This is a genomic window from Rhizobium sp. NZLR1b (genome assembly GCF_019685155.1).
GTDB lineage: Bacteria > Pseudomonadota > Alphaproteobacteria > Rhizobiales > Rhizobiaceae > Rhizobium.
The window spans coordinates 165,952-178,460 of sequence record NZ_JABDWC010000008.1; the positions used below are offsets into that span (position 1 = coordinate 165,952).

General features: G+C 60.9%; 13 protein-coding genes and 1 pseudogene. 9 read left to right on the top strand and 5 right to left on the bottom strand.

Annotated features, from left to right (window positions below; all coding sequences use genetic code 11):
• Nucleotides 1-415: 415 nt before the first annotated feature.
• Nucleotides 416-667: a hypothetical protein gene (locus HJB84_RS14315; protein ID WP_207585839.1), complete on the bottom strand. Its 252-nt coding sequence runs from the start codon at nt 665-667 to the stop codon at nt 416-418.
• 36 nt (nt 668-703) lie between these two features.
• Nucleotides 704-1,102 (bottom strand): DUF2934 domain-containing protein, encoded by a 399-nt coding sequence (locus tag HJB84_RS14320; RefSeq protein ID WP_221116227.1) that lies wholly within the window; start codon nt 1,100-1,102, stop codon nt 704-706.
• A gap of 201 nt (nt 1,103-1,303) precedes the next feature.
• On the opposite strand from HJB84_RS14320, the gene HJB84_RS14325 reads away from it, so the two are divergent.
• Together HJB84_RS14325 and uxuA are read left to right on the top strand one after the other, a co-directional pair.
• Nucleotides 1,304-2,020 (top strand): GntR family transcriptional regulator, encoded by a 717-nt coding sequence (locus HJB84_RS14325; protein ID WP_221116228.1) that lies wholly within the window; start codon nt 1,304-1,306, stop codon nt 2,018-2,020.
• A 45-nt stretch (nt 2,021-2,065) separates the two neighbouring features.
• On the top strand, nt 2,066-3,253 hold the full coding sequence (gene uxuA, locus HJB84_RS14330) for a mannonate dehydratase (protein ID WP_221116229.1): 1,188 nt from the start codon (nt 2,066-2,068) through the stop codon (nt 3,251-3,253).
• 70 nt (nt 3,254-3,323) lie between these two features.
• On the opposite strand, the gene HJB84_RS14335 is transcribed toward uxuA, so the two are convergent.
• Nucleotides 3,324-3,971, bottom strand: coding sequence for a TetR/AcrR family transcriptional regulator (locus tag HJB84_RS14335; protein ID WP_221116230.1), 648 nt, complete (start codon nt 3,969-3,971; stop codon nt 3,324-3,326).
• A gap of 134 nt (nt 3,972-4,105) precedes the next feature.
• On the opposite strand from HJB84_RS14335, the gene HJB84_RS14340 reads away from it, so the two are divergent.
• Both HJB84_RS14340 and HJB84_RS14345 read left to right on the top strand, forming a co-directional pair.
• A complete protein-coding gene (locus tag HJB84_RS14340; RefSeq protein WP_221116231.1) occupies nt 4,106-5,290 on the top strand; it encodes an HlyD family secretion protein in 1,185 nt (394 codons plus the stop codon).
• A gap of 24 nt (nt 5,291-5,314) precedes the next feature.
• Nucleotides 5,315-6,898, top strand: coding sequence for a DHA2 family efflux MFS transporter permease subunit (locus HJB84_RS14345; RefSeq protein ID WP_207585834.1), 1,584 nt, complete (start codon nt 5,315-5,317; stop codon nt 6,896-6,898).
• Nucleotides 6,899-6,959: 61 nt separating this feature from the next.
• Here HJB84_RS14345 and HJB84_RS14350 read toward each other — a convergent pair whose 3' ends face one another.
• Nucleotides 6,960-7,829 carry an aldose 1-epimerase family protein gene (locus HJB84_RS14350; RefSeq protein ID WP_207585833.1) on the bottom strand — a complete coding sequence of 290 codons (870 nt, stop codon included), beginning with the start codon at nt 7,827-7,829 and terminating at the stop codon, nt 6,960-6,962.
• A 100-nt stretch (nt 7,830-7,929) separates the two neighbouring features.
• Nucleotides 7,930-8,259, bottom strand: coding sequence for a DUF6665 family protein (locus tag HJB84_RS14355; protein ID WP_207585832.1), 330 nt, complete (start codon nt 8,257-8,259; stop codon nt 7,930-7,932).
• A 200-nt stretch (nt 8,260-8,459) separates the two neighbouring features.
• Here HJB84_RS14355 and HJB84_RS14360 point away from each other — a divergent pair, with 200 nt between their 5' ends.
• From HJB84_RS14360 to HJB84_RS14380, 5 genes and pseudogenes are all read left to right on the top strand, one after another.
• Entirely contained in the window at nt 8,460-10,082 is a 1,623-nt protein-coding gene (locus tag HJB84_RS14360; RefSeq protein ID WP_221116232.1) for an ABC-F family ATP-binding cassette domain-containing protein, read from the top strand.
• A 98-nt stretch (nt 10,083-10,180) separates the two neighbouring features.
• Nucleotides 10,181-10,573, top strand: coding sequence for a VOC family protein (locus HJB84_RS14365; protein WP_207585830.1), 393 nt, complete (start codon nt 10,181-10,183; stop codon nt 10,571-10,573).
• Between the two features lie 69 nt (nt 10,574-10,642).
• Nucleotides 10,643-11,231: pseudogene (locus HJB84_RS14370) on the top strand (hypothetical protein).
• A gap of 100 nt (nt 11,232-11,331) precedes the next feature.
• The gene (locus tag HJB84_RS14375) at nt 11,332-11,496 is read left to right on the top strand and encodes a DUF1328 domain-containing protein (protein WP_003571841.1); all 165 of its coding nucleotides are present in this window, start codon (nt 11,332-11,334) and stop codon (nt 11,494-11,496) included.
• A gap of 409 nt (nt 11,497-11,905) precedes the next feature.
• Nucleotides 11,906-12,427, top strand: a complete 522-nt coding sequence (locus tag HJB84_RS14380) for a DUF992 domain-containing protein (protein ID WP_207585829.1) — start codon at nt 11,906-11,908, stop codon at nt 12,425-12,427.
• The last annotated feature ends 82 nt before the right edge of the window (nt 12,428-12,509 follow it).

The following is a 12,509-nucleotide window of genomic DNA, read 5'->3' on the forward strand; positions in this document are numbered from 1 at the left end:
TAGATGCAATCTAAGGCTTTAAGCCTCGTGGTATTCCAGCAACAGCATCTGTGGACGAACGTGGGCGTACGAAATGACGGGATGCGACATAAGGTCGGCTTCAGCAGTAGACACGTGAGGTGCAGGTTCGGTTCGAAGTTTGATCGTCGACCGGTATTTTTCGCAAATGGGATCGCCGAGGGCGACGTCACGCCCGGGCGGGCTGCGAAGCATTAACGCAGATGACGCGACAGGTCGCTTCGAAACGACCCAGCTGACGGGACTTCGCCGCCGATCGTGCAAGGGTGCCGAAAGTCAGCGGTCTTCGGGCGACATCCTATTCTAGCATCATGTCCGACGGGCAAAAGATGTGGCTGGTGGGCGACCGGGCGCTCCGGATCTTCCATCCCGCGAGCCGCTTCATTGAACGTCTCCGCTATCGCCAATATCGACGTGTCATACTTTCGGTCGATGATCGACCGAAGAGGTAGCCGAGGCCGAAGGCCAGAATGCCGGTGCCGAGCAATAATGCGCTTGCGGTGTGCGGGTGATCCCTAACGCCGGAGGCGACGGCGTAGACCTCTCGTGTCACCCCATTGGCCGCCGACCTCGCAACTTTGGTCAATCCCTCCGGTTGCTCGGCGGGTATTCCGGTGAATCCGGCGTTCAAGTTTTGTTTGTCGGCCATGTCGGCACCTTCCTAAGATTGGCTATAGGCTGAAGTTCAACTCTGCTCACGCGTGCCGGGGGAGGCTTCGCGCTGATCGGCATCTTCGAGATCGGTTCTGACGAGGAATGTATCGGTATGTTGGCGCGAGGCCTCTCGCAGTGCCGCGAGATTTGGAGGATTGTTGATTTCGCCCGGTGCGTCGAGTTCATGCTCAGCCAAGGTCCAGTGATGCCGGTGCTGGCCTTCTGGCCTACCGTCCTTTTCCCAGAGCGAATATGCCCTTTTGCGGATCTCCTCTTCGCGGCTGGCTGCCGGCGACCCGCCGGTCTGCCTACCGATGTCGTTTACGGCTCGCCGAGCCGTCTTCTTTCCGCGGCTGTCCGCGGCGGATGGAAATTCCGGCCGGCCGTCGGCCGGGGCTTCGCTTGTCTTGCGTCGTGCCGGGTTTTTCATGAGCGTCTCCTTGAGTATCTCAACCAGCTCGCCCGATCTAAGTTCCAAACAATGGGTACCTTGGTACGGAGGTCCGGCATCCTGCACGGCTGCCGGCCATCCTCCGGATGGACGTCATGCCGTCCCGCATGGCAACACGAGTTGGCAAGGTGAGATAATTGATATACTAGTATGCCAAAATCTCTCCGTTTTGGTATCGTTATGCGGCAGGCATCAGCAATTGAAGTTTTGGTCGCCCCGCCGCAGATTGTCGGCAGGCTGCGGCGGATCACCACCGCCGGCGCCATTTATGAGCGCCTGCATGCCAATATCGTGTCGCTGCGGATGCCGCCTGGCATGTTGCTGCAGGAAAAGCGCATCGCCGACGATTTCGGCGTCAGCCGCACGCCGGTGCGTGAGGCGCTACTCAGGCTTTCCGAAGGCGGGCTGGTCGACATTTACCCACAGTCGGGCACCGTCGTGTCGCGCGTGCCGGTTTCTGCGATTCCCGAGGCGGTCGTCGTGCGCAAGGCGCTCGAAGGCACGACCGTCGAGACTGCTGCTCTCCTCGCCACCGCTGCCGACATTGGCCGTCTCGATGCCATCATCGCCCGGCAGCGGTCGCATGCCGCAACAGGCAATGCCTCGAGTTTCCATGAGGAAGACGAGACCTTTCACGAGGCGATCGCACAGACAGCGGGTTATCCCGGAATCTGGGCGATCCTGAAAACGGTCAAGGTGCAGATCGACCGGGCTCGGCGGCTGACGCTGCCGGTGCTCGGGCGGATGGACACTGTGGTGCACGAACATATGATCATTCGCGATGCGCTCGCCGCCCATGATGCGACGGCTGCACGGCACGCGATGATCCATCACCTGAGCGCCGTCATTCCCGACGTCGACGAGCTGCGCTCGCGTTACCCCGATTATTTCTGCTGATGGCAGACTAAGACACGAAATGAAAAGGCAAGGGAAGGAACAAGGATGCGGCAGGGTTGGAGATGGTTCGGGCCGGAAGCGCCGGTGACGCTGGATGATGTCCGCCAGACGGGTGCGACCAACATCGTCTCTTCGCTCCATCAGGTGCCGATTGGCAGAGCGTGGACGGAAAAGGAAGTGCGCGAGCGCCAGTCTCTGATCGAGACCACGCCTGGCGACCGTTCGCCGCTCGCCTGGTCGGTGGTCGAGAGCATTCCGATTCCCGACGCCGTCAAGCGCAAGGGCGGGGAGGCGACGGCCGAAATCGAGGCGTGGATCGCCAGCCTCGAAGCGGTCGCCGCCTGTGGCATTCCGATCGTCTGCTACAATTTCATGCCGGTGGTCGACTGGACCCGCACCGAGCTCGATTTCGTGACGCCGACGGGCGCCACCGCCATGCGGTTCGATCACGAACGTTTCGCAGCCTTCGATCTCTTCATTCTCGAACGGCCGGATGCGGCGCAGCACTATTCCGGCGATGACCGCGAACGGGCGCGTATCGTCTTCGAAGCCATGTCGGAGGACGAGATCGCCGACATCACCCGCATCATCACCTCGGCTCTGCCGGGTTCGACCACCGAGCCTCTGACCATTCCGGCATTCCGGGAAAAGCTGGTCGCCTATAGCGGTATCGATGCCGCACGGCTGCGCCGGCATCTGATCGAATTCCTGGAGGCGGTGACGCCGGCGGCCGAGGCGCGCGGCGTCAAGCTGACGCTGCACCCCGATGATCCGCCGCGTTCGCTGTTCGGCCTGCCGCGCATCGCCTCGACGGCCGATGACTATGCCGCGCTCTTTGATGCGGTGCCGTCGCCAGCCAACGGCATGTGTTATTGCACCGGCAGCCTCGGCGTGCGCGCCGAAAACGACCTGCCTGCGATCGCCCGGCGTTTCGCGTCGCGCATTCACTTTGCCCATCTGCGCGCCACGAGCCGCGAAGGCGACGGCCGGACCTTCCATGAAAGCGCCCATTTGGAAGGCGACGTCGACATGGTCGCCGTGCTCAGGGAACTGGTTGCGGAAGATCGGCGCCGCAGCGCGCAGGACACGATCGTCTTTCGCTCAGACCATGGTCACCGCATGCTCGACGATCTCGACAAGATCGTCACACCTGGCTACCCCGCCATCGGCCGCATGCGCGGCCTTGCAGAACTTCGCGGCATCCTGCATGCGCTCGACGCGCCGCCGAACTGAGGGCGTTCCGCGGTTTGCAGTGCTGCGCCTTTCAGCAGAAATCATCGCGCTCTGAAGCTTGAGCAACGCTTCAGAGCGCGCAACCCTTCAAAAAAAGATCGGCGCACATCTTCGCCCGAGCCTCAATCGCCTCGATTTTCGGCGGTGGTTCCTGGCGCAGCATTGCGGCGCGCTGCGGCTCCATGATCATCATGCCGCGCAGCATGCCGCAGGCGGCGTGCGGCTCGTCAAGCGCAATCAGGCCGCGGTCGATCTGCTTACGCAGCCAGTCCTCCATCAGCGTATTGGTCCTGACGATGGCTTTCTCATAGAAGGTATTGGCGATCTCGGGAAAACGGTCGGACTCGCTGATGACGAGCCGGGTGACGGTGATCGTATCCAGCGAGAGCGTCAGCATGCCATAGGCCATCAGCATGCGTTCAAGTCCCTGTCTGAGATCGGCCACGGCGAGGGTGCCCGGGTCAAGCGACATGAGAAAGCGCCCCGTGCGCTCCGTGACCATCTCGGAAAAGAGGTCTGCCTTCGTCGGAAACAGGCGATAGAGCGTCTTGGTCGAAACCCCCGCCTCTTGTGCGATCGCAGCGATGCTTGCGGCCGCATAGCCGCTCTCGTGGAACTGCCTGTTGGCTGCCTCGATGATGACGCTTCTCGTATCGTCGTCACAACGCACTTGCGGCCGGCCTCGCGACCTCTTCTCGATTTCGTGATTTTGGACCATCACAATTTTCCAAATTATCGTTGACATCCGTTTTCTAATACATATTTTGGAAAACATCAAGTTTCCAAAACGTATGCCACCGGAATTCAAAGGCCGCGGCCTATAGCGACAGCGACCACTCCCAGGAGAGAGACATGTCCATCAAAACGCTGCAGGCCCTTAACAACAACGCACCTGTGCCAGAAACCACTGCGGAAGCCGCACCCGCAACCCTTGATGCCGGCAATTCGCCGCGCATCGTCGAACCTGCCCTCGTTTCGGAGCCTCCCGTTCGCAAACGCGGCGGTCGCGGATTGTTGCTCGGTGCAACGGCGCTCGTGCTGATTGCCGCTGCCAGCTATTACGGCCACAACTACTGGACCATCGGCCGTTTCGAAGTCTCGACCGACGATGCCTATGTGAAGGCTGACAATACCACCGTCGCCCCGAAAGTGTCGGGCTATATCGCAGAAGTGCTGGTCAGCGATAACCAGATGGTCGAGGCCGGCCAGCCGCTTGCCCGCATCGACGATCGCGATTTCCGCGCCGCCCTCGATCAGGCCGAGGCCGATGTCGCTGCGGCTGAGGCGGTGCTCGACGCCAAACAGGCGTCGCTTGATATTCAGCGCTCTACGATTGCCGCCGCCCGCGCCACGGTCGAAGTCGACAAGGCCAATGAGACCTTTGCCGAACAAAACAACAAGCGCTATGCCAATCTCGCGACCAACGGTTATGCTCCGGTCCAGACGGCGCAGCAGGCGGCCTCTGCCATCGCTGCAGCCCAGGCAACCAACGTTCGCGACAACGCCACGCTCGATGCCGCCGTCAAGCAGGTCGATCTCCTGAATGCCGAACTCGCCCAGGCGAGGGCGACGATTGCCCATGACCGGGCAATCCAGCATCAGGCTGAGCTGAACCTCTCCTATGCAACCATTGCCGCACCTGTCGACGGCACCGTCGGCAACCGCACACTGCGTGTTGGCCAGTATGTCCAGGCCGGCACCCAGCTGATGTCGGTCGTGCCGACGAGCGAGGTCTATGTGATTGCCAACTATAAGGAGACGCAGCTCACCGATGTTCGGGCTGGCCAGCCGGTCAATATCGAGGTCGATACCTTTCCAGGCCGCATCTATCACGGCCACGTCGACAGCCTTGCTCCGGCAAGCGGCCAGGAATTTGCCCTGCTGCCTCCCGACAATGCAACGGGAAATTTCACCAAGGTCGTTCAGCGCATTCCGGTCAAGATCGTGCTTGATGACGAAGCCGCCGATGGCGACCTGCGTCCGGGCATGTCGGTTCAACCGAGCATCGACACCATCGCCGATGCCGACCGCAAATAGGCGCCGGGATCAGGAGATCGTGTCATGTCCACCATCGCAGCAACAGCCGTCGCCACATCGCAGCCCCGGGCCAGCACCCGGGAATGGATCGCCGTTCTCGCCGGGATGATCGGCGCTTTCATGGCGATCCTCAACATCCAGATCACCAACGCCTCCCTCCTCGATATCGAGGGCGGTATCGGAACGGGCGTCGACAACGGTGCCTGGATCTCAACCTCATATCTGATCGGCGAAATCGTCGTCATTCCGCTGACGGCCTATTTCAGCAGCGTCTTTTCATTCCGCCGCTATATCCTCGTTAATTCTATCCTGTTTCCGCTGTTTTCGATCGCCTGCGCCTTCGCCCATGATCTCGGGACGATGATCCTGCTGCGCGGCCTGCAGGGTTTTGCCGGTGGTGTGCTGATCCCGATGGCCTTCACCATGGTGCTGACCAAGCTGCCAAAACCGCAGCAGCCGCTCGGCCTTGCGATCTTTGCGCTCTCGGTCACCTTCGCGCCGGCGATCGGTCCGACCATCGGCGGTTACCTCACCGAAAACTATGGCTGGCAGACCATCTTCTTCATCAACGCCATCCCGAGCGCCATCATGGCCGTAGCGCTCGCTCTGACGCTCGACAAGCAGCCGATGCAGCTCCGCCTGCTCAGGGAAGGCGACTGGGCGGGAATTTTCACCATGGCGATCGGTTTGTCAGCGCTGCAGACGGTTCTCGAGGAAGGCAACAAGGAGGACTGGTTTTCCTCGCCCTTCATCGTCAAGCTCAGCATCCTCGCCTTCGTCTTTCTCGCCGGCTTCATCTGGATCGAGCTCACCGTGAAGAAGCCGCTGGTCAAGCTCAGCCTGCTGACGCAGCGAAATTTCGGCATCGGTGTTGCCGTCAACGTGCTGGTTGGCGTCGCCCTCTTCGGCACCGTCTATATCCTGCCGCAATATCTCGGCCAGGTTCAGCACTACAATGCCGAGCAGATCGGCATGGTGCTGGCTTGGACCGGTTTGCCGCAACTGCTGCTGATCCCGCTTGTTCCGATGATGATGAAGCGCTTCGATGCGCGTTACATCGGCTTCCTCGGCATCTCGATCTTCGCGATCAGCTGCTTCATGAACATCACGCTTTCGGCAAATACCGCCGGCGACCAGTTCTGGATCCCGAACATCGTCCGCGCCATCGGCCAGGCGCTGGTGCTGACGCCGATCACCGCCATTACTACCGCCGGCATCGCAGCCACCGACGCGGCCGCTGCTTCGGGCCTGACCAACATGCTGCGCAATCTCGGGGGCGCCGTCGGCACGGCAACGCTCGGCACGGTGCTGACCAAACGCGAGCAGTTCCACTCGAATATCATCGGCCAGTCGGTCACGCTCTCCCGTGATGAAGTACGCGACCGGCTTGCGCAAACGACCGGCTATTTCATGCAGCACGGCATTTCCGACCCAGCTATCGCCGGGCAGAAGGCCGTTGTCGTTCTCGGGCAGATCGTCAGGCGTCAGGCCCTCATCCTGGGCTTCGCCGATACTTTCGCTGTCATCGGCGTGGTTCTTGCAATTGCTGCCGTCGCCCTGCTGCTCACCCAAAAGCCGCGGGCTGGCGGTGGCGCGGGCGCTCACTGACAACGCGCCTGCGACGGCTGTAAAAGCCTCCTTCGTGCGCGCCCGTCGGGCGCGCGGCTTTCTATTGTAAAATCTCGACGGTAAAGGCGAAGCGAGCGACCGCGCCCGGTGCCAGGATAGTCGTGTAGGGCCGCTTCGAAAGCTCGCTCGAACGTCCAGCCTCCGCGGCCGTTCCGTGCCAGGGCTCGATGCAGAGGAAGGGAGCGCCCGGTTTGGTCCACAGGGCAAGATTGGGCAGATTTTCGAACCGGAATTGCATGGTCGGCCCATTTTCGGCGCCATAAGTTAAGCCTTCGCCTGCCCCTTGCGGAAAGATCATCGCATCCTGGTCGAACATGGCGTGATCGAGCACCAACCGACCGGTATCGAACGGCGAGGGCAGCGTCGCAGGATTGATGAGGCCACCCTGCAGCCGCACAAGCGGCGGCTCGCCCTTATTGTCGAGCGTAACGACATGGGCGTGCCCGGCGGCACCCGGCAGCGGCCAGGCAAAGGCCGAATGGAATCCGAGCCCGAACGGCATCGCCTTCTGATCGCGGTTGGTGACTTCTGCCGCCACCGTCAGCGCGCGGCCCTCAACCGCATGCTCCACCGCCAGCTGAAAATCGAATGGATAAGCCGCCCGGGTGGCCGCCGAGGCGACCAGTTCGTATCGGCACATCGTCGCGGTGGATGCCGCAAGCGCGAATTCGCTGCGGCGGGCAAAACCATGCTGGGCCATCGGATAGATCGTGCCGTCGATTGCTATCTTGTCCTCCGGCGCCTTGCCGACGATCGGAAAAAGGATCGGCGACCGCCCGGTCCAGAAGGCTGGGTCGCCCGTCCACAGCCATGAGCGTCCGTTTCTGGTGGTGAGCGCCTGCATCTCGGCGCCGAGGGAGGAGACGTCGACGGTGAGATGCTGGTTTCCAATCCGGATCGAGCTTGGCATCACAATTCCCTTTCGCCATGGTTCGGCATCAAGCCATATCTTTCTGGGCCGCTGATTTCCACTCAATAGGTAAGGGAGCCGCTCCCACCGTCGCTACGTGTTATTTTGGCACGGCGCCCAATCTGGCGATCACTTCGTTCGGGATGCCATAACGCTGAATGGCGTCGCGGTTGTTCCGCAGCCCGCAGATCTCACGCTGGATGAAGAAGGCCCAGACGGCGTCGGACGCTGCATTAAGAAATCTCTCGCGTTCCTCGCCACTCTTGCGGTCGGCGGTCCAGGCCTTCAGCGCGGCAAGTGCTGCCTCCACCTTCAGCCCGTGGCGCCCGAGCGTATCGGCGCGTTCCGACGTCAGCTCGAATTCGAGGACGTTGAAGCCGTTTGTATTCTGCTGCGATTGTCTGAGGGACTGCGGCGGGCGGACGCTCATTGGCACGGCTTCTCCTTGGCGCGAGCCACGATACTATCCAATCCCGTTCTAAATTAAAGCAGCGAGCACGATGTCGTCCGAAAACCGCTCACGGGTTTCGGCATCCTCAGGAGATCGAGAGGGGTGGAAACGGGCCTATCCTGTCATTTCCATGCGTGGCATAAGGGCGCCAAAATCTTTTCTTAGGCCCCGCGCAAATCATGATTCGTATCGAGAATATCAGCAAACAACTCAGCCACCGGATTCTCTTCATCGAGGCGTCTGCAGCTCTCAACAGAGGCGAGAAGATCGGTCTCGTCGGCCCGAACGGCGCCGGCAAGACGACGATCTTCCGGATGATCAACGGTGAGGAGCAGCCAGACGAAGGGCAGGTCTCCTGTGAAAAGGGCGTCACCATCGGCTACTTCAACCAGGACGTCGGCGAGATGGCGGGCCACAGTGCCGTCGCCGAGGTGATGAACGGCGCCGGCCCGGTCAGCCTCGTTGCCGGCGAATTGCGTGAGCTTGAGGCGGCCATGGCCGATCCCGAGCAGGCCGACGACATGGACAAGATCATCGAGCGCTACGGCGAGGTGCAGGCGCGCTACGAGGAACTGGACGGTTATGCGCTCGAAGGACGCGCCCGCGAAGTGCTCGCCGGCCTGAGCTTCAGCCAGGAGATGATGGACGGCGATGTCGGCGCCCTGTCGGGCGGTTGGAAGATGCGCGTGGCGCTCGCTCGCATCCTGCTCATGCGTCCCGATGTCATGCTGCTCGACGAGCCGAGCAACCATCTGGATCTCGAAAGCCTGATCTGGCTGGAGGAGTTCCTGAAAGGCTACGAGGGCGCTCTGCTGATGACCTCGCATGACCGCGAGTTCATGAACCGGATCATCACTAAGATCATCGAGATCGATGGCGGCACGCTGACGACCTATTCGGGTGATTACGAATTCTACGAGCAGCAGCGGGCGCAGAACGAAAAGCAGCAGCAGGCCCAATTCGAACGCCAGCAGGCGATGCTCGCCAAGGAAATCAAGTTCATCGAGCGGTTCAAGGCGCGCGCCTCGCATGCCTCGCAGGTGCAGAGCCGCGTCAAGAAGCTGGAAAAGATCGACCGGGTGGAGCCGCCCAAGCGCCGTCAGGTGGTCTCCTTCGAGTTTCAGCCGGCGCCGCGATCCGGCGAAGATGTGATCAACCTCAAGAACGTGCACAAGAAATACGGCAGTCGAAGCATCTATGAAGGACTGGATTTCATGGTGCGGCGCCGGGAACGCTGGTGCATCATGGGCATCAACGGCGCCGGCAAGTCGACACTGCTGAAGCTGGTGACGGGGACCGCCGAGCCCGATGAAGGCAGCGTCGCTCTCGGCGCCAGCGTCAAGATGGGATATTTCGCCCAGCACGCCATGGATATTCTCGACGGCGAGCACACCGTCTTCCAGTCGCTGGAAGACCGGTTCCCACAGGCGGGGCAGGGGCCTTTGCGGGCGCTCGCCGGATGTTTCGGCTTCTCCGGCGACGATGTCGAGAAGCGCTGCCGTGTATTGTCCGGCGGCGAGAAGGCGCGGCTGGTCATGGCCATTATGCTGTTCGACCCGCCGAATCTGCTCGTGCTTGACGAGCCGACGAACCATCTCGACCTCGACACCAAGGAGATGCTGATCAAGGCGCTGTCGCAATATGAGGGCACCATGCTGTTCGTCTCGCACGACCGGCATTTCCTGGCGGCACTCTCCAACCGGGTGCTGGAGCTGACGCCGGACGGCGTGCATCAATATGGCGGCGGCTACACGGAATATGTGGCGCACACCGGCCACGAGGCGCCGGGTCTGCGGAGCTGACGATTATTTTTTCCGGCATGTCGAAACCGGCAGGCTCGAAGCGACCAGCAGAAAGCCGGCCATCGATATCGGTGGACGATCGAAGCAACGGAGGAGAAATGCCCATGAGGTTGGATAGGATCGAGGTCATCACCCTGTTCGTCGACGATATTGACGCGGCGAGGGCATTCTACCAAAAGGTCTTTGCCGCCGATGTCGTCTATCAGGACGCTGTCTGCTCGGTGCTGAAATTTTCGGGGACGATGGTCAACCTTCTCAAGGGTACGGAAGCGCCGCAGCTGGTCGATCCGTCACCGGTGGCGGCATCCGGTTCGGGCAGTCGCGTCTTGCTGACGATCAAGGTCGATGATGTCGACGGGGTCTGCGCGGAACTGCGCAAACTCGGGATCATGCTGCTCAATGGTCCGATCGATCGTCCATGGGGCCGCCGTACGGCGGCCTTTGCCGATCCGTCCGGCCATGTCTGGGAGGTCGCGCAGGAACTGCGCTAACGTTGCAACTAAAGCCTTGGCAGGCCGCTTCCTTCACGCGACGGGCGTGATTCGGCAGGTATTGCCACGATGATGACCAAATTCCGTGGTGTTCGGAGCCCTCTTCATGCAATCGGGGACGAGCATTGGCATGGACTGGATCAATCGCTATATCGATCAGCCGCTACTGCACGGCGCGGCGGGCTTGCTGCGCACTTGGCATCTCCGCACGCGGCAACCGCCGGAGCTGTTGGAGCCGACATGGAATCTCGTCGTGCTCTCCTTTCTCCTGATCGCCAGCGGGCAGGTCATGACTGGCAAACCTTTCGCGCTCAGTGTCGCCGCGCTGCTCATGCTGGCGCTGCCATCAGCACGAAAACTGCTTTCGGCGCTGAAAGCGACGGGAGGAGGTTATGGCGCCCGGCAATACAAGTCGCTGCGAGCGCGCGCCATCGCCAAACGTGAGGCGGAGTGGTCGGTGCGGATCATCGTCCTGTTCGCCTCCGCCTGCCTTCCCTTCATCGCCCGCATCGACGATCCGGTGGGAGCCTATTTCATGCTGGGAGCAAGCATCTGGTTCGTGCTGACCGGGCCGCTCAAGGCCTATCTCGATGCGGCCGAGCCTCCCGAGCCGAATGAAGGCGACCGGATGGTCAGCGGCGCTTTTCATTTCGGCTGAACAAATCCGATGCGACGTCGCATGTGCCGGCCGTGAGACGGGCAGGGAACCAAATGGGGCGGCCTCCGTTATCTCCGCAGCAACGTAAAAGGAGATTGCGATGCTTTATTACGCTCTGGTGTTTCTCGTTGTGGCCTTGATTGCCGGCGTCCTCGGATTTGGCGGTATAGCAGGAGCTTCAGCTTCCATTGCCCAGGTTCTGTTCTTCATTTTCCTGGTGTTGTTCGTCGTGTCGCTCGTCATGCGCTTTATGCGAAGAGTATAGCGCGAATAGAACAAGTATAAAAACTCGGCGAACACATCGCCGGGTTTTTCTGTATCGACCCATCCGTTTTGACGTTTCGCTTCGGCCGATCCGGTCGTCGTGGTTCGGGTCGGCCAAAATGAATCGATACCGTCCGCAGAAAGTCGACGGCGATCAGGATCGTGCCTTTCCGGCAACCATTCCTGACAACATCATGAAATAACCGGATGGCGCGAATTAGTGCCTTCGAAATGTCCCAATGGGGGCTGAACCGTAAGCGTGTTTGTCGCTTGCGCATCTTCTGCGCTCTGACAGGTGACGTGAAGATGGTACCGGATCGGGATCGTTTTGCAGTTCCGTCCGTTATCTATTGCCGAATCTGGTGGCGAGTAGCCGGGTATGCTCGTCACGATTTGAGAAGGAGAGACTTATGAACAAAATTCTTGCGAAGGCACTTGCCGCGGTATCGTTGACGTTGGTTGGCGCTGGGGCGGTCAATGCCGCCGACCTCGTAACCAGGACGTATGAAGAGCCGGACCTGCGCAATGGTGTCAAGATCGGTTACCTCACCTGCGATATCGGTGGCGGTACAGGTTATGTGCTCGGTTCATCCAAGGAAGCCGATTGCATCTTCCAGTCAACCGTCGGCAACGAGCTGTCGGATCGTTATACTGGCGAGATGAGAAAGCTCGGCATCGACCTCGGCTTTACCACCCGCAGCCGCCTGATCTGGGCCGTGTTCGCGCCGACCGCCGGTTATCACCGCGGATCGCTCGCCGGCCTCTATGTCGGCGCTACCGCCGAAGCGACGCTCGGGGCCGGTGTCGGCGCCAATCTCCTGATTGGCGGAACCTCTGGCTCGATCCATCTGCAGACGGTCAGCCTGACCGGCCAGCTTGGCCTCAACGTTGCGGCCGGCAGTGCGTCGATGACGCTGACAGCCGCGAACTGATATGCCTTTGGGCGCCCCGCGATGAGGCAGGGCGCCACCCCTTTGAAGGGCGATTTTACGCGCCGATATGCCCCCGGCCGGA

Bases quoted from the DNA above. Each gene is read 5' to 3' on its own strand.
- HJB84_RS14325 (WP_221116228.1), top strand. From the start codon at position 1,304: ATGCGGCAGGCATCAGCAATTGAAGTTTTGGTCGCCCCGCCGCAGATT.
- HJB84_RS14355 (WP_207585832.1), bottom strand. From the start codon at position 8,259: ATGAGCGTCCGCCCGCCGCAGTCCCTCAGACAATCGCAGCAGAATACA.
- uxuA (WP_221116229.1), top strand. From the start codon at position 2,066: ATGCGGCAGGGTTGGAGATGGTTCGGGCCGGAAGCGCCGGTGACGCTG.
- HJB84_RS14375 (WP_003571841.1), top strand. From the start codon at position 11,332: ATGCTTTATTACGCTCTGGTGTTTCTCGTTGTGGCCTTGATTGCCGGC.
- HJB84_RS14350 (WP_207585833.1), bottom strand. From the start codon at position 7,829: ATGCCAAGCTCGATCCGGATTGGAAACCAGCATCTCACCGTCGACGTC.
- HJB84_RS14380 (WP_207585829.1), top strand. From the start codon at position 11,906: ATGAACAAAATTCTTGCGAAGGCACTTGCCGCGGTATCGTTGACGTTG.
- HJB84_RS14360 (WP_221116232.1), top strand. From the start codon at position 8,460: ATGATTCGTATCGAGAATATCAGCAAACAACTCAGCCACCGGATTCTC.
- HJB84_RS14335 (WP_221116230.1), bottom strand. From the start codon at position 3,971: ATGGTCCAAAATCACGAAATCGAGAAGAGGTCGCGAGGCCGGCCGCAA.
- HJB84_RS14320 (WP_221116227.1), bottom strand. From the start codon at position 1,102: ATGAAAAACCCGGCACGACGCAAGACAAGCGAAGCCCCGGCCGACGGC.
- HJB84_RS14345 (WP_207585834.1), top strand. From the start codon at position 5,315: ATGTCCACCATCGCAGCAACAGCCGTCGCCACATCGCAGCCCCGGGCC.
- HJB84_RS14315 (WP_207585839.1), bottom strand. From the start codon at position 667: ATGGCCGACAAACAAAACTTGAACGCCGGATTCACCGGAATACCCGCC.
- HJB84_RS14340 (WP_221116231.1), top strand. From the start codon at position 4,106: ATGTCCATCAAAACGCTGCAGGCCCTTAACAACAACGCACCTGTGCCA.
- HJB84_RS14365 (WP_207585830.1), top strand. From the start codon at position 10,181: ATGCCCATGAGGTTGGATAGGATCGAGGTCATCACCCTGTTCGTCGAC.